The organism is Micromonospora sp. DT44, from assembly GCF_049841635.1.
Classification (GTDB): Bacteria; Actinomycetota; Actinomycetes; order Mycobacteriales; family Micromonosporaceae; genus Micromonospora.
In genome coordinates, this window is record NZ_JBNCKS010000033.1 from 24,888 (window position 1) to 45,119 (window position 20,232).

The following is a 20,232-nucleotide window of genomic DNA, read 5'->3' on the forward strand; positions in this document are numbered from 1 at the left end:
GAACGATCTGCTGCTCAGGAGACGGGCACCAGCTCCGGCGCGGGGGTCGGCGGATCGGTGGGAGCGGGCGTCGGGCGTCGACGCAGGAACCGCGGCGCCCACCAGTTCGCGTCACCGAGCATGGTCATGAGAGCCGGCAGCACCACCCCCCGGATGATCGTGGCATCCAGCAGGATCGCCGCCGCCAGACCGATGCCGAGCTGCTTCATGTCGATCGTGCTCAACGTGGCGAAGATCGAGAACACCCCGACCATCACGATCGCCGCGCTGGTCACCACCCCGGCCGACGACGTGATGCCGTACGAGACCGCGTCCCGGTTGGACATTCCGGCCCGTATCCCCTCGCGGATCCGGCTCACCACGAACACGTGGTAGTCCATCGAGAGCCCGAACAGCACCACGAACAGGAACAGCGGCAGCCAGGAGACGATCGCCCCCATCGACGTGAAGCCGAGCAGTCCCTCGGCCCAGTCACCTTGGAAGACCAGCACCAGCAGCCCGTACGCGGCACCGGCGGAGAGCAGGTTCAGCACGATCGAGCTGGCCGCCACCACGACCGAGCGGAAGGTGAGCGTCATGACGAGGAACGTGAGCGCCAGCACGAAGCCCATCACCAGCGGCAGTTTGTCGCGGACATGCGCCGCGTAGTCCTCGCTGTCGGCCACGCTGCCGCCCACCGCGTACTCGATGCCGGGGATGCCCCGCAGCTCGGCCGGGACCAGGTCGGCGCGCAGCTTCTCCAGCGACTCCACCGACCGGTCGTCGCGGCTGGCGTACGGGGTGGCGACGTCCAGCACCGACACCCGCCGGTCGGCCGACACCTTGATCTTCGGGCCGTCCGCCTCGGTGGGGGCGAACAGCGGATCGGCGGAGGCGCGGGCGGCCAGGTCGGTGAGCGCCGCGCCCACCCGGTCGGCCTGGTCGGCCGGCGCGCGCACGGCCACCACGTGATTGGTGCCGGTGCTCGGGAAGGCGGCGGTGAGCCGGTCGTACGCCTGCATGGCCGGTGTCGTGCGCGGCAGGTCCTCCATGCCGGGGAACTTCAGCTTCATGCCGAGTGCCGGCGCGGCCAACGCGAGCAGCAGGCCGACCGAGATGACGAGCGTCGCCACCGGTGCCCGCAGCGCGGGACGCAGCACCGTCGGCCAGAGCCGGGGCGTACGCGCCTCGCCGTGCCGTCCCGTGCGCGGCGCGGTGAGGCGCCACAGCAGCGGCACCCGGGGACGGTCGACCCAGCGGCCCAGCCGGGCCAACAGGGCGGGCAGCACGGTCAGCGAACCGGTCACCGCGACGGCCACCACCAGGATCGAACCCACGGCCAGCGACGAGAAGACGACGTCGCCGGCGAGGAACAACCCGGCCATCGCGATGATCACCGCGACCCCGGAGACCACCACGGCATGCCCGGAGGTCTCCGCGGCGATCTCCACGGCGTCCAGGCCGGAGCGGCCCTTGGCGCGTTCCTCCCGCTCCCGGCGAATGTAGAACAGCGAGTAGTCGACCCCCACCGCCATGCCGATCAGCAGGATCACCGGTGACGTGGTGTCGGTGGCCGGCACCAGGTGCGAGGCGAGCGTGGACAGACCCATCGCCGCGGCGACCGACGAGAGCGCCAGCAGCACCGGCACGCTGGCCGCGATCAACGCGCCGAACGCGATGATCAGAATGGCGAGGGTCACCGGCAGGCTCAGCAGCTCGGCCCGCTCGAAGTCCTTGCCGAGGGTGTCGTCGAGCGCCTGACCGATCGACGCCCCGCCGACCTGCTCGACGCGTACCTGGGGGTGCGCGCTCTGCACCCCGGCGGTGGCGTCCCGCAACGGCTGCACCCGGTCGGACGCCGTCTCCGGGTCACCGGACATGGTGATCGGCAGCAACAGCGCCGACCCGTCCCGCGCGGTGACCGGTGGGCCGATCTCGGCAACCCCGGTGACCGTACGCAGCCGGGCGGCGGCATCGTCGGCGGCCGCCTTCGCCGCGGCCGGGTCCAGGGTGCCGCCCCGGGGGGTGATGAGGACGTTCTCCACGGCCGGGTCGTCGAAGTCCCCGCCGTTCACGATGAGGCTGGCCCGCCCGGCCTCGCCGATCGCCTGGTCGTCGCCGGTGGCCTCGTTGAGGCCGGCGGCGCTGCCCCCGACGAAGCACACCGCCACGAACACGACCCACAACGCGATCGCCCGCCACGGATGCTCGGCGCTCCACCGCGCCATCCGCACCGTCACCGGTCTGCTGCCCATCAGTGCCCCCCTGTCACGTCGACCCCCTGCCGACCGTGCTGACGTTAGGGGCGTGACGAGGCGGTCACATCGGGGAACGGCCCCGGCCCGCCCCGGAGTCGTCCGACCGGGGGCGGCGGGTCCGCCGGGCGGGCATCAACCCGCGATTCGGGCGTACGCCGGGGAACTACCCGGAGCGTCCGGCCGCAACCCGCCGGCACCGACCCGGAGCCGACTCCGGGTCATCCCCGAAGGGTTCCCCGAGGCCGGGGCTGGCAACGCGGGCAGCTGTACGAGGAGCGGTTCATGAACGACTCACGCCGGATCGGCATACCGCAGCGCCGGCACGGCTCACCCTCGCGGCCGTACGCGTTCAGCGCACGGTCGAAGTAGCCGCTCTCGCCGTTGACGTTGACGTAGAGGGCGTCGAAGCTGGTGCCGCCCACCTTGATGGCCTCGGCGAGCACGTCTCGGACGTGGCCGAGCAGGCGCTGGGCGGCCGGACCGGTGAGCGCGTCGGTCGGGCGGGCGCCGTGCAACCGCGCACGCCAGAGCGCCTCGTCGGCGTAGATGTTGCCCACCCCGGAGATCAGCGTCTGGTCGAGCAGGGCCCGCTTCACCTCGGTCCGCCGGCGTCGCAGCGCGGCGACGAACGCCGCGTCGGAGAACTCCGGGTCCATCGGGTCACGCGCGATGTGCGCGATCTCGGCCGGCAGGTCGGCGCCGCCCTCGCTCACCGCGAGCCCACCGAACGTGCGCTGGTCGACGAAGCGCAGCTCGGGCCCGTCGTCGGCGAACCGGAACCGGACCCGCAGGTGGGTCTCGTCGGGGGTGCCGGGCGGCTGGAGCAGCAACTGACCCGACATGCCGAGGTGCCCGACCACCGCGTCCCCGCTGTCCAGCGGGAGCCACAGGTACTTGCCGCGCCGCCGGACGTCCAGGATCGTCCGGCCGGCGAGCACGTCGGCGAAGTGCGCGCCGCCGGGTACGTGCCGCCGGACGGCACGCGGGTGCCGGACCTCGACCGAGGCGATCCGCCGGCCGGTGACCCACTGGGCCAGCCCTTGCCGGACGGTCTCCACCTCGGGCAACTCAGGCACGGCCGGACCCCTGCTCCTGCGCCACGTCGGCCGGCATGACCTGCGCCAGGTGGTCGGCCTGCTCGGCCTCGGCCGCCTGCTCGGCGCGCTCCAGCGGCCCGGCCGCGTCGCCCCGGTCGGCGTCGGCCAAGGCGTGCTGGTCGGCTGAGGTGTCCTGGTCGGCCGCGTTGTCCTGGTCGGCCGCGTTGTCCTGGTCCTGCTCGTGCTGGTCCGAGAGCATCCGCCAGGCCGCTTCGGCGGCGCGCTGCTCGGCCTCCTTCTTGCTGCGCCCCTCCGCGCCGCCGTACCGGTTGCCGGCCACCACGACCCAGGCCGTGAACGTCTTGAGGTGATCCGGTCCGGTGCCCTCGATCCGGTACTCGGGCACGCCCAGGCCGAGCGCGGCGGTCAACTCCTGCAGGCTGGTCTTCCAGTCCAGGGCGGCGCCCCGGCCGGCCGACTCGGCCATCAGCGGGTCGAAGAGGCGGTGGATCACGATCCCGGCGGTGTCCAGCCCGTACTGGAGGTAGATCGCGCCGAGCAGCGCCTCCAGGGTGTCGGCGAGGATGCTCGCCTTGTCCCGGCCACCGGTGGACTCCTCGCCCTTGCCCAGCAGCAGGTACGCGCCGAGGCCGTCCGGGCCGAGGCCGCGGGCCACGTCGGCGAGCGCCCGCATGTTGACCACGCTCGCCCGGAGCTTCGCCAACTGTCCCTCGGGCAGGTCCGGGTGGTTGTGGAACAGGGCGGTGGTGATCACGACGCCGAGCACCGAGTCGCCGAGGAACTCCAGTCGCTCGTTCGTCGGCAGGCCGCCGTTCTCGTACGCGTACGAGCGGTGGGTCAGCGCGCGTTGCAGCAGGTCCGGCTCCAGGCTGACGCCGAACGCGGCTTCCAGGTGACCGACGGACGCCCGCCGCCGCTTGTCGTTGCTCATGATGTGCGTACCTCGGTGTCGGTGGGGCGGTCGGTGCGGTCCGTCGCGGCGTCGCCGTCGAGCAACGCGGAGACCAGATCGGTGGCACGCCGCCGCCACAGGTGAGCGGCGAGTGCGATGCCGGAGGCGACGTCGGCGGCACGGGCGGAGCCGTGACAGACGACGACGGTCCCCGCGACGCCCAGCAGGGCCGCCGCGCGGGGAGCGCCACCCTCGGCGGGTGGGCCGCCGGCCATGGCGTACGCGCCCTCGATCGCCTTGAGCAGCACGTTACCGGTGAAGCCGTCGGTGACCACCACATCGGCGCGCGCGCCGTCGGCCACGTCGTACCCCTCGACGAGGCCGACGTAGCGCGCCCCGCCGGGCAGCGGTTCGACGGCGAGCAGGGGGTCGGTGGCCCGGCGTACCCGGTCGCCCTTGCCAGCCTCGGTGCCCACCGAGAGCAGGCCGACCCGCGGCGCGGCGATCGAGTGGGCCACCGCGGCGTACGCGGCGCCGAGAACGGCGTGCCGGGCGAGGGTGGCGGGGCGGGGTTCCAGTGAGCCGCCCACGTCGAGCAGGACCACCGGCCCGGCGACCGCGGGCAGGGTGGCGACCAGGGCGGGCTGGCGGATCTCCGACCAGCGCCCGACGCCGAGCACGGCAGCCGTGACCGTGGCGCCGGTGGCGCCGGCGGAGACGAGGGCGTCGGCGGCGCCGTCGCGGACGGCCGTGACGGCGGCCCGGACGGTGCTCTCCGAGCGGGCGGCGCTGGGATGGTCGGCCATACCAACGGCGGAACGGACCGGCCGGACCGTGATCCGGGCCCGTTCGGCCGGGGCGAGGGCAGCGATCAGCCCGTCGGCGACCTCAGTCGGACCGACGAGCAGCAGGTGCAGGTCAGGGTCGGCGCGCATGGCCCGCAGAGCGCCGTCAACCACGACGGCGGGAGCGTCGTCCCCGCCGAGGAGGTCAACGGCGATCCGCGCGGTGCCCGGCTCCACCAGGACGCCGGCCGGAGTGGGCCGGGCGTCGGAGGGAGCCGGGGCACCGGGCGAATGCCAGGATGCGCGCGCCGCCCGACCTGGGGTCGGGGGCGTCACTCGGCGTCCAGGTCAGACCTCGAGAACCTGGCGGCCGTTGTAGGTGCCGCAGACGGAGCAGGCGGCGTGCGGCAGCTTCGGGGACTTGCACTGCGGGCACGCGACGGTCGCGACCACGGTCGCCTTCCAGTTCGCCCGGCGGGACCGGGTGTTGCTGCGCGACATCTTGCGCTTCGGGACGGCCACGGTTCTTACTCCTCTGTAACGGTCATTTGCGACAGGCCCGCCCAACGCGGGTCGATCTGCTGGTGACTGTGGTCGGCCGGCAGATCGTCCCAGTGCGCCCCACATTCAGGGCACAGTCCTGGGCAGTCCTCCCGGCAGAGCGGGTTGGTCGGCAGCGTGAGCACCAACGCGTCCCGCAGCGCCGGCTCCAGGTCGATCAGATCGCCCTGCATCCGGCCCACCTCGTCCTCGTCGGTCGTGGCGTCCGTGGTGCTGTTCTCGTACGCGTACAGCTCCTGGATCGTCACGGCCATCGATTCGTTGATCTCGCGCAGGCAGCGCCCGCACTCGCCCCGGACGGGACCGGTGATGGTCCCCGAGACGAGTACACCCTCGGACACCGACTGCAACCTCAGATCGAGGTCGAGGTCCGCGCCCTCCGGTACGGCGATCAACTCCACACCGAGGTCCACCGGTGCCGGCACGACCCGCTGGACCTCACGCAACGCACCAGGGCGGCGCGGCAGGTCTCTCGTGTCGAGGACCAGCGGCGACCTGGGGTCGAGTGTCGATGGCGAGTGCTTGGGCATAGTAAGACTCCGGCCGGTGAGAGGCCGACAAAAAAGGTTACCTGGGCGACCGCCCGGCCGTCGAACCGGGGGCGACGCCTGCGGCGCAAATGTCGGCTGGTGAGGTGCCGCTCAGAAGGGTAGCGGGCGTTCCGCCTCATCCCCACCGAAGGTGCCGATCTCCCGCAGCGCGTGCATCTTGTCGCGGCCACGCTCTATCGAGGCGAGGGCCCGGGTGAGGAACTGCTCGAAGTTGGCCAGCGCCGTGTCGACGTAGTCGTCGACCTCCTCGCGCAGGCGCTGCGCCTCGGCACGGGCCTCGGCGATGATCCGGGCGCCCTCGTGCTCGGCCGACACGGTGATCTCGTTCACCGATACGAGGCGGGCGTGTTCTGCCTCACCCTCGCTGATGATCCGGTCCGCCTCGCGCTTGCCCGCGTCCATGATCTTGTCGCGCTCCTCCAGGAGCGCGGCGGCGCGACGCAGGTCGGCGGGGAGGTCCGCGCGCATCTCGTCCAGCGCGGCGATCACCTCGCCCCGGTCGACCATGCAGTTGTTCCGCGACATCGGGACGGAGCGTGCCTGCTCCACCATGGCGATCAGTTCGTCGATGCGATCGAGCGGGTCCACCGGTACCTCACTCCTGTCGTTCGTCGGCCGACCTCCATGATGCGGGCTACGGCCGGTTTCCCGCTGTGCCCATCATGGCGTGCCCGCCCCACACGATCCCCCACCACCCCAACCCGGCGCGTCGCGAAGCCGTCACTCCCGGCTCCCCGCCTCGCCGCCGCCCCGCCTCCACCTCGCCTCCACCTCGCCGATCTTGCGGTTTCTGTCGTGGCAAACCGCCATGAAGAGGGCAGAACGGCGACCGAAAGTGCAAGATCGCGGGGAGGTGGGGGGCGTGGAATCAGGGGCGCAGGCGGGCCTGGAGGGCCTCGCGGACCGGGTCGGGGACGTGCGCGGAGATGTCGCCGCCCCACTTGGCCACGTCCTTGACGAGGCTGGACGAGAGGAACGAGTAGAGCGGGTTGGTCGGCATGAAGAGCGTCTCGACGCCGGCCAGCCCGATGTTCATCTGGGCCATCTGCAGCTCGTAGTCGAAGTCGCTGACCGCCCGCAGCCCTTTGATCAGGACGCTCGCCTGCTGCGCCCGGCAGAAATCGACGAGCAATCCGCGGAACGACTCGACCCGCACGTTGTCGTACGACGAGGTCACCTCGCGGAGCATCTCGATCCGCTCGTCGACGGTGAACAGGCCGCTCTTGGACTGGTTCACGAGAACGCCGACGATCACCTCGTCGAACAGCCGGCTGGCGCGGCCGATGATGTCGAGGTGTCCGTTGGTGACCGGGTCGAACGAGCCGGGACAGACCGCACGTCTCATGATCGGCGACCGTACCAAAGGGTGGTCTCGCCGTACCGGCGACTGCGCTGCGCGGTGATCCCCTGCACCCACTCGAAGTCCCTGGTCCGGCGCGACCGCTCCACCACCACGAGGGCGTCCGGCGTCAGCCAGCCACCGTCGACCAGCGTCGTCAGCAGCGCGGTGATCTCCGCGTCCGGCACAGCGTAGGGCGGGTCGGCGAAGACCACGTCGTACCCGCCACCGTCCGGACCGGCGGCCAGCACCGTCGCCACCTTGCCGGCCACCAGGCGTACGGCGGCGCCGGCTCGCAGGGTCGCCACGTTCTCCCGGATCACCCGGGCGGCGCGCGGGTCGGACTCCACCAGCAGGACGTGCCCGGCGCCCCGGGACAGCGCCTCCAGCCCGACCGCGCCGGAGCCGGCGTACAGGTCGGCGAAGCGCGCGCCGTCGAGGTCGACCTCGGACTCGACGGCGCTGAAGAGCGCCTCCCGGACCCGGTCGGACGTGGGCCGGGTGCCGGCGCCGGGCGGTGCGGCGATCCGTCGGCCACCGAGTGTCCCGGCCACGATCCGGGTCACCGTCTCCTCCTGCTCATGACCAGGACGCTACGCGACCAGTCGGACCCGACGGCCGACACGGTCGGTACCACCACGCGGACCATGTGATCACTTCTCGTATATCAATGATCTCAACTTCATAACATCAGTCTTAGCAAATCCTGAGCACTGTCTCACGCCGGGCGATATCGCTAGGGTCTGCCGGGTGCCGGCGACAACCCGCCGGCCCACGGCTCGGGAGGGCGCCTCTCCGATCGGACGTGCGGTGACCGTCCACCGTCTCTCCCGTGCCACACCCCTGACGCTTCAGCACTCCAGGAGTACCCGTGATCCGTCCCAAGCTGTCGCTCCGGCGACCGCTGGCCATCCTGGGAGCCGCCATCGTCGGCCTCACCGGGGTTGTCGCGGTTGCCGCCCCAGCCAGCGCGCACCACACCACGATCAAGGCCACCGTCGACTGCGACCGGCAGACCGGCGAGCGCGTGATCACGTGGAACGTGGAGAACAGCGAGCGCGACAAGGCCGTGACGCTCCAGCGGGTGACCGCAGAGCCGTCGACGCCGGTGACGGTGCCCGTCGAGGGTGCCAAGGCGGTGCCGCTGCAGGGCTACGTCATCAAGAAGGGCGGCTTCGTGCAGGCCGTCCAGCGGGTGCCGGGCAACACCGCCAGCGCCAAGCTCGTGGTGTTCGGCAAGTGGAAGAAGAACGGCCAGGAAGCCACCAACGACGGCAGCATCACCATCCCCGCCGACCAGTCCTGCGCTCCGGCCCCGAAGTGCGTCGAGCTCGACAAGGCCAAGTACAGCCACACCTTCGACGGCACGAAGGGCACCGCCACCGTCAAGCTCGACGGTGACCTGCCGCTCTGCGGCGAGGGCAAGCAGTACTTCACGCTGGTGTCGTACTTCGCGCCGCGGCCGCAGTTCGCCACCCCGCAGTACGTCTACGGCACGCCGGACAGCGACTTCGTCAGCGCCACCCAGACCGAGATCACGTTGAACGTCGAGATCCCGGACTGCCACACCCAGGTCGACCTCATCTGGGGCGGCAAGGACCAGGTCATCGACGAGATCGTCGACGGCGGCAAGCGCTACGACAACAAGAAGCTGGGCTCGCCGGGCACCCCGGGCAACCGGTCCAAGGGCCCGCAGGGCTGGTACAACGGCGGCAGCAAGAGCTGCGCCACCCCGGCCTCGACCTTCGCGTCCAACTGCGACGGTTCGGTCGCCGTGTCGCTGAGCAACGACGGCAAGATCAGCAAGTACGCCGTCGAGTTCGAGGTCAAGGGCGAGAACGGCTTCACCAAGAAGGTCTCCGTCGCCCCGGGCAAGGCCGACACCAGCATCGTGGTGCCCGCCGCTGACGCCGGCAAGATCGAGGTCCTGGTCGACGGCAAGGTCATCGAGAACGGCACCTACTCGTGGGCGCGCCCCGAGGACTGCCCGCTGCCGGCCGTCACCACCAAGGCCGACTGCAAGGAGTTCGCCCTCACCGTCACCAACCCCGAGGGTGGCCTGCCGGTGAAGACCACCTTCACCTACGGCGACAAGACCGAGACCCGTACGGTCGCGGCCGGCGCCTCGGAGACGGTGACCTTCAAGGCCAGCAAGGCCGAGTCGGCGCTCGTCGCGCTGCCGGACCTGGACCTAGAGCTGGAAGCTGTCTACACGCCGGAGGGCAACTGCGGCGGTAGCGGTGGCGGCGGCAGCGAAGACGAGCCGGGTCTCCCGGTCACCGGTGCGGCGGCGGGCGGCATCGCCGCCGGCGCGGTCGCCCTGCTGATCGCTGGCGCGGCGCTCTTGGTCATCGCCCGTCGGCGTCGGGTGACCTTCACCGCCTGACCTGACCTGACCTGAGCTGAAGCCCGAGGGCGCGGCGACCACCCGGTCGACGCGCCCTCGGTCGTTATGCGTTGACAGGATCCAGCCGCAGTCGGCGGCCCCGGGCCCCTCAAGAGTCATGAGAGGGGTCACCAGCGCGCGCCGAGGTGTCGACGCTATCCGAGGTAAGGAGTGTCGCGGCCTTCTACGTGGTGCTTGAGGCGGAGTCGAACGGTGTCATGAATGGGGATGACGCTGAATTCGGCAGGGTCGATGAAGCGGACGTCCGTCGACTCGTCGCTGATGCTGATCGTGCCGCCGATGACGTGGGCGCGGTAGGTCACCGTGAATTCCTGGCGGACTTCGCCGTCGGGGTAGGCGATCACGTGCGCAGGATCGCTGTAGATGCCCAGCAGACCAGTGACTTCGACGTCCAGGCCGGTCTCCTCCCGTACCTCGCGGACGACGCACTGTTGCAAAGTTTCGCCGACATTCATGGCGCCGCCGGGTAGGGACCAGTTGCCGGAGTCGCTACGCCGTTGGAGCAGCACGCGGCCGCGCGGATCGGTGACGACGGCCGCCGCGGCGGGGACGAGACTGTTGGCGACCGGTGCTTGGGGGTCGTGGTAGTAGTCACGCCGGCCGGTCACCGGGCTTCCTTCGGGTAGGCGGTGGTGGTCTGCCATACCTGCTCGAACTGGTCGGCGTGGGCGGCGAAGATTCCGTGCGGCGAGAGTTCCCGCAGATGCAGCGCGGGGTGTTGGTAGCCGCGTGCGCGGTACAGGTGTGGGGTGACGATCATCTGGTGGTCGAACCGGAACACCGAGTTGTAGAGGTGCACCGCGTGCAGGCCGATTTCCACACCGGGCACGCCGCAAAGGGGCTCGCAGAAGTTGAGGGCGTTGCGGATCCGGCCGGGTAATGTGCCCCCGATCTGTTCGAGGGCGTCGCGTTCGGCGACGTGCGGACAGTCGGGATCGGCGAACGCGAGCCGGATCTGCGCACCGTCGGCGGCCTTGTCGGAGATGAGCTGCATCGTGTTGGGCAGCAATTCCAGCAGGAACGGGTAGGCGTAGCCGAGTAGGTCGATCCGAGTGGTCGCGCCGGTGAGCAAGGCGGCCCAGACATGGTGCGGGATGTCGGCGCGGTGGGCGTAGGCGGCCACGACCTCGGCTGTGGCCTCCGCGCCGGGTGCCTGGTCGAGACGGGTCTGGTGCCAAAGGTCTGCTTCGGTCTCGCCGAGGGCGTCGGCAACGGCGAGGCGGGTGCGCTGGTGCGGGACGCGACCACTGAGCCATCGGGTGACGGTCTTGACGTCGACACCGACGGCCGTGGCGAGGGCGGCCGAATCGAGGTGGGCGCGGAGCATGGCCGCGCGGAGGCGGTGACTCATACCGTCCCACCGTAGTGGACGCATCAGGATGCCTATGGGTCACAGAAGTGTCTGACTCTGTGTCCACGGGGACGTTGGAGTGCCCACAACCAGTTCGTAGGTTCAGCGCCAGGGCCTCACCGGTTCGCTTGCGGCAGATTCGCCGGGCTGGTGAGTGTCAGGGGGAAGAGGCCGTCAACACCCTGGGGAGGGGCCTCTTCTCCCCTCCAACGGTCCGGGAGGGTGGTGGGGTTGTTGTCGGCGCATCAGCCGGTAAGGCCGCAGTGGAACTGCGCCGGGTGCAGGTCACCGTGGCCGTGCAGAACCAGGAAGAGGCAGCTTGTTGAGGAGTTCACCGGCGCGCGGATTTCGCTGATGCTGCATCTGTCGGCGTACCTGGTGCAGGCGTGTGCCGACCTGCCGCGTACACCGTCTGGGGTGTTGCACTCGCGGTTTCTCGCCTGGCCGCGTTCGGCGGCGCTGCGCGACGAGCAGACGCGATGAGATCAGCCCTTCTCCAGGTACTCCGCACGGTCCTCGTCGACAAGCGCGGCCACCGACGCGGCCAGCGCCGGATTGCCCGCCAACTCCGGGTCGTCCCCGATCAGGGTGATGGCCTCGGCGCGGGCGTCCCGGATCAGGTCGGCGTCGCGTCGCAGGGACAGCAGCCGCAGGTGCGAGCGGTGCCCGGACTGGGTAACCCCCAGCACGTCGCCCTCGCGGCGCTGCTCCAGATCCAGTTCGGCGAGTTTGAAACCGTCGCTGGTGGAGGCCACCGCGTCCAGGCGTTCCCGCGCCGACGAGCCCTCGGCCGCCTCGCTGACCAGCAGGCAGAGCCCGGCGGCTGCCCCTCGGCCGACCCGGCCCCGGAGCTGGTGCAGTTGCGAGACGCCGAAGCGGTCGGCGTCCAGCACGATCATCACGGTGGCGTTGGGCACGTCCACACCGACCTCGATCACCGTGGTCGCCACCAGTACGTCCAGGTCACCGGCGGCGAAGGAGCGCATCACCGCGTCCTTCTCGTCGGCGGGCAACCGGCCGTGCAGCACCCCGATCCGCAACCCGTGCAGCGGCCCCTCGGCCAGCAGCGGTGCCACCTCGGTCACGGCCAGCGGAGGCCGCCGGCCGTTGTCGTCCTCCGGCGGCGGCTCCTCGTCGGACACCGGACCGTCCCCGATTCGCGGGCACACCACGTACGCCTGGTGACCGGCGGCCACCTCCTCGCGCAGCCGACGCCACGCCCGGTCCAGGAACGCCGGCTTCTCGACGGCCGGGACCACGTGCGAGGCGATCGGCGACCGGCCCCGGGGCAACTGGGAGAGAGTGGACACCTCCAGGTCGCCGTAGACGGTCATCGCCACCGTTCGCGGGATCGGCGTCGCCGTCATCACCAGCGTGTGCGGCGGCTGGTCGGCCTTGGCGCGCAGCGCGTCGCGCTGCTCCACGCCGAAGCGGTGCTGCTCGTCGACCACCACGAGACCCAGGTCGGCGAAATCGACACCCTCGTAGAGCAGCGCGTGGGTGCCCAGCACGATGCCGGCTGCGCCGCTGGCCACCTCGCCGAGCGCCCGGCGGCGGGCCGCCGCGCCCAGCGAGCCGGTGACCAGCTCGACCCGGGTGGCGTGGTCGGCGGAGTCCAGCTCACCGGCCCGGCCCAGCGGCCCGAGCAGGTCGAGCATGCCGCGATAGTGCTGCGCGGCCAGAACTTCGGTGGGAGCCAGCAGCGCGGCCTGCCCGCCCGCGTCGACCACCTGGAGCATGGCCCGCAGGGCAACCACCGTCTTGCCCGAGCCCACCTCGCCCTGCAACAGGCGGTGCATCGGGTGCGCGGCGGCCAGGTCATCGGCGATCTCCGCGCCCACCTCGCGCTGGCCGGCGGTCAGCTCGTACGGCAGACGGGCGTCGAACGCGTCCAGCAGCCCGTCGGCGCGCGGCGGACGGGGCCGGGCCGGCCAGTCGGCGGCCCGGTGCTTGCGCTGCACCAGCGTCAACTGGACGGCGAACGCCTCGTCCCACTTGAGCCGCCGTCGCGCCCGGTGCAGGGCCTCCTTCGTGGACGGTCGGTGGATCTCCCGCAGCGCCGCGCCCAGGTCGACGAGGTTACGGCTGGCCCGGACGGCGGCCGGCAGCGGATCGTCCGGCGGGGTGAACGTGTCCAGGACGACCCGTACACAGCGGGCGATGACCCAGGTCGGTACGGCAGCGGCGGCCGGGTAGACGGGGATCAGCGCGCCCGCGAACTCCTCGATCTCGTCGTTGACCGCCGCCTCGCCCTCGCCGCCCTCGCCGAGCAGGACGTACTCCGGGCCGTTGAGCTGCCGTTTGCCCCGGAACTCGGTGACCTTGCCGGCGAACAGCCCCCACCGGCCGGGCCGCAGCTCCCGTTCGCGCCACGCCTGGTTGCCGAAGAACGTCAGCGTCAGCACACCGCCGGAGCCGTCGCCGACGGTCACCTCGAGCAGGTTGCCCCGACGCTGACGCATCGGCCGTACGGCGGTGCGTTGCACCTGGGCCAGCACGGTGACCTGCTCCCCGACGTCCAGCGACCGGATGTCGGTGTGCTCGCCACGCTCGTCGTAGCGGCGCGGGAAGTGGTAGATGAGGTCGCCCGCCGTGTGCAGGTCGAGCTGGGAGGCCAACGCCTTCGCCGTCTTGTCGCCGACGAGCTTCTTCAGCGGCGTGTCCACCGTGGCCGGCTCACTCATTCGACCCCCACCAGGAGCGGATAGAACGGCTGACCGCCCGGGTACGCCTGTACCTCGACGAACGGCCAGCGCCGCGCGACGTGCGCGCGGACGGCATCGGTGAGCCCGGCGGGGGCGTCCGCCCCGGCGAGCAGGGTGACCAGCTCCCCGCCACCGCCGAGCATCCGGTCGACGACGGCGGCGCAGGTGTCGGTGAGGTCGGTGCCGATCAGGTGCACCTCGCCCTCGACCAGCGCAAGCACGTCACCGGGGCGGCAGGGGCCGGCGACCGTGAGCGCCTCGCGGCTGGCGTGGCAGACCTCGGCGTAGCGGCAGGCGCCGGCAGCCTCGGCCATCGCGATCACGTCGTCCTCGAACCGGCGCGTGCCGTCGCGGACCGCGAGGGCCGCGAGTGCCTGCACCGGTGAACGGGTCGGCACCACGCTCACCTTGATGCCGTGCCGGTGAGCCTCGCGGGCCGCCGCGCTGGCGACCGCCGCCGTGTTGGGATCGTTCGGCAGGACGACCACCCGGGCCGCCCCGGTGCCGCGCACCGCGGCCAGCAAATCACCGATGGACGGGTTGCGGCGCACCACCGTCGCGCCCTCGGCGGCGAACAGCTCGGCGATCCCGGCGCCGGTGGCCACGACCACGGCGGCCCGGCCGTCCTCGGGCGGACCGCCGGACGGCTCCGGCTGGTCGGCGAAGCGGGTCACCGAGATCCGGTACGGCCGGCCGGCGGCGATCCCCGCCTCGACCACCGCGCCCACGTCGTTGACGTGCACGTGCACGGTCCAGGTGCCGTCCGGCTCGCGTCCGTCACCGACGACGACCAGCGAGTCGCCCAGCGTGTCCAGGGTGCGGCGCAGCGCGGCCACCGCGTCGGCGCGGGCGTCGAGCAGGTACTGCACCTCGTAGGCGTACTCCTCGGAACCGGTCTCGCGTGCGACGGTGGCCGCCGGACGGGCGGTGCGCGGCGGCGGCGCGGGCGGGGTGGCGCTCTCCCCGGTGAGGACCTCGACCAGGGCGTCGAGCAGGACACAGAGCCCGCGCCCGCCAGCGTCGACGACGCCGGCGCGGGCCAGAGCCGGCAATTGCTCGGGCGTACGGGCCAGGGCCTCGGCCGCCGCCCGCGCCGCGTCACGGGCCACCACCGTCAGGTCGTCGCTGCCCGCCTGCTCGGCCCCCGTGGCCGCGGCGGCGACGACGGTCAGCAGGGTGCCTTCGACGGGACGGCCGACCGCGGTGTACGCGGCGGTGGTCGCCGCCCGCAGCGCGCCGGCCAGGGCCCGCCCGCGCACCGCCGGCACGCCGACGACCGCGTCGGCGAACCCGCGCAGAATCTGCGACAGGATGACGCCCGAGTTGCCCCGCGCGCCCAGCAGCGCGCCCTGCGCCATCAGCCGCAGCGCGTGCCCGTGGGCGGTCGGGCCGCTGTCGGGGAGGGTGTCCAGGTCCATCGACAGGGCCTGCTGCGCCGAGGTGAGGGTGAGCACCAGATTGGTGCCGGTGTCGCCGTCGGGCACCGGGTAGACGTTGAGCTGGTCGATCTCGCCCTGGTGGCGCTTGAGCGCGACCAGCCCACTCGCGCACCAGCGGCGGACCGTGGCGGCGTCGAGGGTGTCCAGCACGGGCAGAAGCCTACTGGCGCGCGCCGACACACGTCGGACTCGTCCGGCGTGTCCGGTTGCGCGGACGCCCGACGGGTCCCACCCTCCCGGCCCGGACGGGCGGGATCCGCCCGCCAGGTACAGTTGCCGCCGGAACCACCCCCGTCACCCGGCGGGCCGGCCACCAGGCACTGAGCGGTGCGGCGGCTGCTCCGCGGGTCAGGGCGGTTGGTCACCTCGGCGGGGCATCGGGTAGGCTGACGCGGTTGCCCGGGCAGCACCTGCCGGCGACCTCATGAACGTTTCAATCCCAGGAGTATCCCGTGGCTAGCGTGTGCGACGTCTGTGGCAAGGGACCGGGCTTCGGCCACAACGTGCCCTGGTCCAAGAAGAAGACCAACCGCCGCTGGAACCCGAACATCCAGTCGGTGCGCACCCCGGCCGGTGGTGGCAACACCAAGAAGCTGCAGGTCTGCACCTCGTGCATCAAGGCCGGCAAGGTCACCCGCGCCTGACGCGGCAGCACCAACTCTTCTCGTTCGGCTCAGCCGGCGGGCCCTGCGGCCCGCCGGCTCTGTCATGTCCGCGTACGGCTTGACGCCGGTCGCTCAGAGCGTGCGGCCGAAGGAGACGCAGCCCTCCGCGTCCTTGTAGAACCCGAAGTTGGGAATCCGGTCATAACCGGCGGACGCGTACATGGCGATCGCCTCGGGCTGCTTGTCCCCGCACTCCAGGACCATCCGCTTGCGGTCGTGCTCCCGGGCCGAGCGCTCGACGGCCGCGAGGACCGTCCGCGCCACGCCACGTCCACGCGCGGCCGGGGCGGTGTACATCCGCTTCAGCTCGGCGGTATCCGTGCCGTGGCTGCGCCAGCCGCCGCAGCCGACCGGCTCACCGGCCAGGTAGGCGACGAGGAACGCGCCGTCCGGCGGCTCGAACTCGCTCGCCACCACCGGGGTGTCGTCGCCGGTGCCCCCGTACCGGGTGGCCAGGTCGGCCAACGCGGCCTTGATCAACTGCTGCGCCACCGGCGCGTCGAACCGCACCAGCCGAATCTCGATCTCACTCACGGTATCCAGCGTACGGCCGCCGAATGACCTCATCGGAAGTGGTCCCAGCCCCGGGGCCCGTCGTAGGCGCCGCCGTCGACCGTCACCCCGACACCGTCCGTCACCGTGCCGATGCGCCGCCACTGCGGCGGCAACGCCACCGTCGGGGGGAAGGTCGCGGCCAGCGCGTGGTCCTCGCCACCCGCCAGGATCCAGGTGTACGCGTCGACGCCGAGCGCCTGCGCGGCATCCGCCATCTGCCGGGGCACCTCGAAGGCGTCGCGGCGCACGTCGATCGCCACACCGCTGGCCCGCGCCACGTGTCCCAGGTCGGCGAGGAGCCCGTCCGAGACGTCGATCATCGAAGTCGCGCCGAGCTGGGCGGCCTGCGGTCCGGCCGGGTAGGGGACGTTCGGCCGCCGGTACGCCTCGACCAGCAGCCGGGGAGTACGAAAGCCGCGGCTGAGCACGGTCAGCCCGGCCGCCGCGTACCCGATGCGGCCCGCCAGGGCCAGCACGTCGCCGGGACGGGCGCCGGAGCGCACCACCGGCGCCCGGCCACCGAGGTCGCCCAGCGCGGTGACCGCGATGGTCAGGGTGGGGCTCGACGACATGTCCCCGCCCACCACGCTCGCGCCGACCGTGGCGGCCTCCGCGGCCAACCCGTCGGCCAGGTCCTCCGCCCAGCTCGCCTCTAAATCGGCGGGCATGCAGAGGGCGACCAGCAGAGCGGTCGGGACGGCGCCCATCGCCGCGACGTCGGCCAGGTTGGCGGCGGCGGCCCGGTGACCGACGTCGCGCGCCGACCCCCAGTCCCGCCGGAAGTGCCGCCCCTCGACGAGCACGTCCGTGCAGGCGACCACCCGGCCGTCCGGCGCGGCCACCACCGCCGCGTCGTCACCCGGCCCGAGCACCGTCGTCGGGCCCATCGACAGGCGGGCGGTGACCCGCCCGATCAGCCCGAACTCGCCGATCCCGGCCACGCTGGCGGCACTGCCGGCGTTCGACCCGTTCTGCCCGACACCGCCGCGCTCGCTCACCGCTGCTCCTTGACCACCGATAGGGATCGGACCTGGTCCGTAAGGTAGTTTCACCCTTCGGGCCGCCTTCGGGCGGCGACGGACGGAGGTCGAGTCGTGGTACAGGCGTACATCCTCATCCAGACCGAGGTCGGCCGCGCACGGGACGTGGCGGGTCTCATCGCGGACATCGCCGGCGTGGTACGCGTCGACGCCGTCACCGGGCCGTACGACGTGGTCGTCCTCACCGAGGCGAACACCGTCGACGAGCTCGGCAAACTCATCGTCAGCAAGGTGCAGATGGTGCCCGGCATCACCCGCACCCTCACGTGTTCGGTGGTGCGGCTGTAAGTGGACGAGATGACGACCCCCTCGGCGGTTCGGGACGACGGCGAGCGGGAGCCGGCGGACACCTCGCCCGAGCCGGCTGAAGGTACCCGCGCGGACGCCGATCCGGCCGCCGACGCGCCGGCCGGCCGGGACCGGACCGTCCGGGGAGCGGCCCTGCTCGCCACGGTGATCGCACTACCGGTCACGCTGCTGGTGGCCGTGCTGGCCTTTGCCAAACTCGCCCCGGAGACGCCGGCCGCCGCGCCGAGCCCGTCGGCGAGCACCACCCGGGCACAGTCCAGCGCGCCGGTCGAGATGGCCGCGCCGGCGCTGGCCGAACGCCCCGCCACGGTCTGTCGGGCGCTGCTCTCCCAGCTCCCGCAGACCATCCGCGACCTGACCCAGCGTCCGGTCACGGCGGGCCCTGAGCAGAACGCCGCGTACGGCGACCCCGCGCTCACCGTGGCCTGCGGAGGCGCCGAGCAGACCATTCCGGCGACCGACGAGGTCTGGGTGGTCAACCGGGTCTGCTGGCACCCCGTTGAGCAGACCGACATGACGGTGCTCACCACCGTTGACCGGGAGACGCCGGTGACGGTCCGGATCCCGCGCTCCTACACGCAGCCGTTGCAGTGGGCCGCCCCGATCTCCAGCGCCATCGTGGCGTCGGTGCCCTCGGGCGGCACCGTTCCCGCCGGCTGCCAGGGCTGACGCGCCGACGCGTGGCCCGTACGACGGGCCACGCGTCGAGGACGTCCTCGGCTCAGTGCAGGCCGACGCCGCGCCGCTGGGCGGTACGGATCAGCCGGCTGACCAGCTTGGGGTACTCCAGGCCGGAGGCCGCCCACATCCGGGGGAACATCGACGTCGGGGTGAACCCGGGCATCGTGTTGATCTCGTTGAGGTAGATGTCCAGGTCCGGGGTGACGAAGAAGTCGGCCCGGGCCAGGCCGGCGCAGTCCAGCGCGGTGAACGCGCGAACCGCGTACTCCTGCACCTGGCGGGTCACCTTGTCGGGCAGGCCGGCCGGAATGTCGTACTCGCAGGAGTCGTCGAGGTACTTGGCCTCGAAGTCGTAGAAGTCGTGGTCGGCGACGACGCGTACCTCGGCCAGCACCGACGCCTCGGGGGTGCCACCGGCCTCGCCCTCCAGCACACCGCACTCGATCTCGCGGCCGACGATCGCGGCCTCGATGATGACCTTGGGGTCGAACTGCCGGGCGGTGGCGACCGCCTCGTCGAGCTGCGCCCAGTCGGTGACCCGGGTGATGCCGAACGAGGAGCCGGCGCGGGACGGCTTCACGAAGACCGGCAGGCCGAGCCGCTTCTTGTCCTGCTCGCTCAGCGTCATCCCGTTGCGCAGCACCGCGTACGCGCCGACCGGGATGCCCTCGATGGAGCAGAGCTTCTTGGTGAACTCCTTGTCCATCGCGGCGGCGGAGGCGAAGACGTTGGCCCCCACGTAGGGGATGCCGGCCATCTCGAGCATGCCCTGGATGGTGCCGTCCTCGCCGTACGTGCCGTGCAGGACGGGGAAGACCACGTCCACGTCGGCCAGCGCCCGGGGGCCTTCGGTCGGGTCGAGCACCATCAGCCCGTTGCCGGTGGGGTCGGCGCGGAGCACGATGTCCGCGCCGGACTCTGCGGTGATCTCCGGGAGCTGGCGGGCGTCGATGGCGAGCTGGGCGGGATCGCCACTGGTCAGCACCCACTGGCCGGCGCGGGTGATGCCGACCGGCACCACCTCGTACTCGTCGGGGTCGAGGGCGCCGAACACGCTGCCGGCGCTGACGCAGGAGATGCCGTGCTCCGGGCTGCGGCCGCCGAAGACGATCGCCACGCGGGTCTTGCCTGGGGTGGTCACTCCGGTCACCTCTTCGTACGCGACTGCGGCTGGTCGTGCTCGCCGGTGGCGCTCACCCGGTTGACCTTACTGTGCGTGGCGATCAGGCGCGGCGATACCCGGCGAGCCACGACGCGACACGGCATTCGGTCAACAGAGCATATACGGTGTGTGACGGAATGGTGGGGTCGAATCAGTCCCGGGAGTGCCGGCGACCGACCGCGATCACCTTGACCCGCTGCCGGCCGGCCCGGACCATGCCCAGCGCCATGAAGGCGCCGGCGATCCGGTCGGCGGCCTCCCTACTGCTCGCGCCCACGACCTGGCGGCGACGCTCGGGGGCGACCCGCTCGTTGCGGTCGATGCCCTCGACGGGACGCACGTCGGTGAGCACGACCAGGAAGCGGGTCATCCCCGAACCCCGCAGCGCGGGGGCGGAGACTTCGGACCGGTACGCACGTCGTCCCCTTCCGGCGGGCGGGCACGGGCGGCACGCGGCGATCGGGTACGGGGGAGAAACCCGATCGCCGCGCGCCC

22 protein-coding genes are annotated in these 20,232 nt (G+C 72.0%); 5 read left to right on the plus strand and 17 right to left on the minus strand.

Annotated features, from left to right (window positions below; translation table 11 throughout):
• Positions 1–14 precede the first annotated feature (14 nt).
• The 9 genes from ACLQ25_RS19590 to rsmD form a co-directional block, all read right to left on the minus strand.
• The gene (locus ACLQ25_RS19590; protein WP_425732268.1) at positions 15–2,234 is read right to left on the minus strand and encodes an MMPL family transporter; all 2,220 of its coding nucleotides are present in this window, start codon (positions 2,232–2,234) and stop codon (positions 15–17) included.
• A gap of 221 nt (positions 2,235–2,455) precedes the next feature.
• A complete protein-coding gene (gene mutM, locus ACLQ25_RS19595; RefSeq protein WP_425732269.1) occupies positions 2,456–3,313 on the minus strand; it encodes a bifunctional DNA-formamidopyrimidine glycosylase/DNA-(apurinic or apyrimidinic site) lyase in 858 nt (285 codons plus the stop codon).
• On the minus strand, positions 3,306–4,226 hold the full coding sequence (rnc, locus tag ACLQ25_RS19600) for a ribonuclease III (protein WP_425732270.1): 921 nt from the start codon (positions 4,224–4,226) through the stop codon (positions 3,306–3,308). The genes mutM and rnc overlap by 8 nt, the downstream gene beginning before the upstream one ends.
• Positions 4,223–5,209 (minus strand): phosphate acyltransferase PlsX, encoded by a 987-nt coding sequence (locus tag ACLQ25_RS19605; protein ID WP_425732271.1) that lies wholly within the window; start codon positions 5,207–5,209, stop codon positions 4,223–4,225. Before ACLQ25_RS19605 ends, rnc begins: the two co-directional genes overlap by 4 nt.
• A 111-nt stretch (positions 5,210–5,320) precedes the next feature.
• The gene (rpmF, locus tag ACLQ25_RS19610) at positions 5,321–5,494 is read right to left on the minus strand and encodes a 50S ribosomal protein L32 (protein ID WP_030335284.1); all 174 of its coding nucleotides are present in this window, start codon (positions 5,492–5,494) and stop codon (positions 5,321–5,323) included.
• 5 nt (positions 5,495–5,499) lie between these two features.
• A complete protein-coding gene (locus ACLQ25_RS19615; protein ID WP_425732272.1) occupies positions 5,500–6,063 on the minus strand; it encodes a YceD family protein in 564 nt (187 codons plus the stop codon).
• Positions 6,064–6,174: 111 nt separating this feature from the next.
• Positions 6,175–6,672, minus strand: coding sequence for a hypothetical protein (locus ACLQ25_RS19620; protein WP_355051547.1), 498 nt, complete (start codon positions 6,670–6,672; stop codon positions 6,175–6,177).
• Positions 6,673–6,952: 280 nt separating this feature from the next.
• A complete protein-coding gene (coaD, locus tag ACLQ25_RS19625; RefSeq protein ID WP_425732273.1) occupies positions 6,953–7,429 on the minus strand; it encodes a pantetheine-phosphate adenylyltransferase in 477 nt (158 codons plus the stop codon).
• Positions 7,426–7,989 carry a 16S rRNA (guanine(966)-N(2))-methyltransferase RsmD gene (rsmD, locus tag ACLQ25_RS19630; protein ID WP_425732274.1) on the minus strand — a complete coding sequence of 188 codons (564 nt, stop codon included), beginning with the start codon at positions 7,987–7,989 and terminating at the stop codon, positions 7,426–7,428. The genes coaD and rsmD overlap by 4 nt, the downstream gene beginning before the upstream one ends.
• A gap of 305 nt (positions 7,990–8,294) precedes the next feature.
• Between rsmD and ACLQ25_RS19635 the strand changes: the two genes are divergently transcribed.
• Complete coding sequence (locus ACLQ25_RS19635) at positions 8,295–9,809, plus strand: cell wall anchor protein (protein ID WP_425732275.1); 1,515 nt, start codon at positions 8,295–8,297, stop codon at positions 9,807–9,809.
• Positions 9,810–9,964: 155 nt separating this feature from the next.
• Here the strand turns inward: ACLQ25_RS19635 and ACLQ25_RS19640 are convergent, their stop codons facing one another.
• Positions 9,965–10,438: an NUDIX domain-containing protein gene (locus tag ACLQ25_RS19640; protein WP_425732276.1), complete on the minus strand. Its 474-nt coding sequence runs from the start codon at positions 10,436–10,438 to the stop codon at positions 9,965–9,967.
• Positions 10,435–11,157: an XRE family transcriptional regulator gene (locus ACLQ25_RS19645; RefSeq protein WP_425732313.1), complete on the minus strand. Its 723-nt coding sequence runs from the start codon at positions 11,155–11,157 to the stop codon at positions 10,435–10,437. The genes ACLQ25_RS19640 and ACLQ25_RS19645 overlap by 4 nt, the downstream gene beginning before the upstream one ends.
• Positions 11,158–11,406: 249 nt before the next feature.
• On the opposite strand from ACLQ25_RS19645, the gene ACLQ25_RS19650 reads away from it, so the two are divergent.
• Complete coding sequence (locus ACLQ25_RS19650; protein ID WP_425732314.1) at positions 11,407–11,664, plus strand: flavin reductase; 258 nt, start codon at positions 11,407–11,409, stop codon at positions 11,662–11,664.
• A 2-nt stretch (positions 11,665–11,666) separates the two neighbouring features.
• Here the strand turns inward: ACLQ25_RS19650 and recG are convergent, their stop codons facing one another.
• Both recG and ACLQ25_RS19660 read right to left on the minus strand, forming a co-directional pair.
• Positions 11,667–13,865, minus strand: coding sequence for an ATP-dependent DNA helicase RecG (recG, locus tag ACLQ25_RS19655; protein ID WP_425732277.1), 2,199 nt, complete (start codon positions 13,863–13,865; stop codon positions 11,667–11,669).
• Positions 13,862–15,475 carry a DAK2 domain-containing protein gene (locus ACLQ25_RS19660; protein WP_425732278.1) on the minus strand — a complete coding sequence of 538 codons (1,614 nt, stop codon included), beginning with the start codon at positions 15,473–15,475 and terminating at the stop codon, positions 13,862–13,864. The genes recG and ACLQ25_RS19660 overlap by 4 nt, the downstream gene beginning before the upstream one ends.
• Positions 15,476–15,777: 302 nt before the next feature.
• Here ACLQ25_RS19660 and rpmB point away from each other — a divergent pair, with 302 nt between their 5' ends.
• Entirely contained in the window at positions 15,778–15,969 is a 192-nt protein-coding gene (gene rpmB, locus ACLQ25_RS19665; protein WP_091671657.1) for a 50S ribosomal protein L28, read from the plus strand.
• Between the two features lie 93 nt (positions 15,970–16,062).
• Here the strand turns inward: rpmB and ACLQ25_RS19670 are convergent, their stop codons facing one another.
• Complete coding sequence (locus ACLQ25_RS19670; RefSeq protein WP_425732279.1) at positions 16,063–16,557, minus strand: GNAT family N-acetyltransferase; 495 nt, start codon at positions 16,555–16,557, stop codon at positions 16,063–16,065.
• Entirely contained in the window at positions 16,554–17,486 is a 933-nt protein-coding gene (locus ACLQ25_RS19675; protein ID WP_425732315.1) for a thiamine-phosphate kinase, read from the minus strand. Before ACLQ25_RS19675 ends, ACLQ25_RS19670 begins: the two co-directional genes overlap by 4 nt.
• Positions 17,487–17,639: 153 nt before the next feature.
• Between ACLQ25_RS19675 and ACLQ25_RS19680 the strand changes: the two genes are divergently transcribed.
• Both ACLQ25_RS19680 and ACLQ25_RS19685 read left to right on the plus strand, forming a co-directional pair.
• Entirely contained in the window at positions 17,640–17,873 is a 234-nt protein-coding gene (locus tag ACLQ25_RS19680; RefSeq protein ID WP_007456453.1) for an Lrp/AsnC ligand binding domain-containing protein, read from the plus strand.
• Positions 17,874–17,882: 9 nt separating this feature from the next.
• Positions 17,883–18,563 (plus strand): DUF3515 family protein, encoded by a 681-nt coding sequence (locus ACLQ25_RS19685; protein ID WP_425732280.1) that lies wholly within the window; start codon positions 17,883–17,885, stop codon positions 18,561–18,563.
• Between the two features lie 52 nt (positions 18,564–18,615).
• On the opposite strand, the gene ACLQ25_RS19690 is transcribed toward ACLQ25_RS19685, so the two are convergent.
• Positions 18,616–19,716 carry a D-alanine--D-alanine ligase family protein gene (locus ACLQ25_RS19690; RefSeq protein WP_425732281.1) on the minus strand — a complete coding sequence of 367 codons (1,101 nt, stop codon included), beginning with the start codon at positions 19,714–19,716 and terminating at the stop codon, positions 18,616–18,618.
• A 172-nt stretch (positions 19,717–19,888) separates the two neighbouring features.
• Positions 19,889–20,107 (minus strand): hypothetical protein, encoded by a 219-nt coding sequence (locus tag ACLQ25_RS19695; RefSeq protein WP_088946586.1) that lies wholly within the window; start codon positions 20,105–20,107, stop codon positions 19,889–19,891.
• Between the last annotated feature and the right edge of the window lie 125 nt (positions 20,108–20,232).

Coding starts and splice junctions, on each gene's coding strand:
- ACLQ25_RS19670 (WP_425732279.1), bottom strand. CDS start 16,557: ATGAGGTCATTCGGCGGCCGTACGCTGGATACCGTGAGTGAGATCGAG.
- ACLQ25_RS19615 (WP_425732272.1), bottom strand. CDS start 6,063: ATGCCCAAGCACTCGCCATCGACACTCGACCCCAGGTCGCCGCTGGTC.
- recG (WP_425732277.1), bottom strand. CDS start 13,865: ATGAGTGAGCCGGCCACGGTGGACACGCCGCTGAAGAAGCTCGTCGGC.
- rnc (WP_425732270.1), bottom strand. CDS start 4,226: ATGAGCAACGACAAGCGGCGGCGGGCGTCCGTCGGTCACCTGGAAGCC.
- ACLQ25_RS19590 (WP_425732268.1), bottom strand. CDS start 2,234: ATGGGCAGCAGACCGGTGACGGTGCGGATGGCGCGGTGGAGCGCCGAG.
- coaD (WP_425732273.1), bottom strand. CDS start 7,429: ATGAGACGTGCGGTCTGTCCCGGCTCGTTCGACCCGGTCACCAACGGA.
- ACLQ25_RS19695 (WP_088946586.1), bottom strand. CDS start 20,107: ATGACCCGCTTCCTGGTCGTGCTCACCGACGTGCGTCCCGTCGAGGGC.
- ACLQ25_RS19645 (WP_425732313.1), bottom strand. CDS start 11,157: ATGCTCCGCGCCCACCTCGATTCGGCCGCCCTCGCCACGGCCGTCGGT.
- ACLQ25_RS19685 (WP_425732280.1), top strand. CDS start 17,883: ATGACGACCCCCTCGGCGGTTCGGGACGACGGCGAGCGGGAGCCGGCG.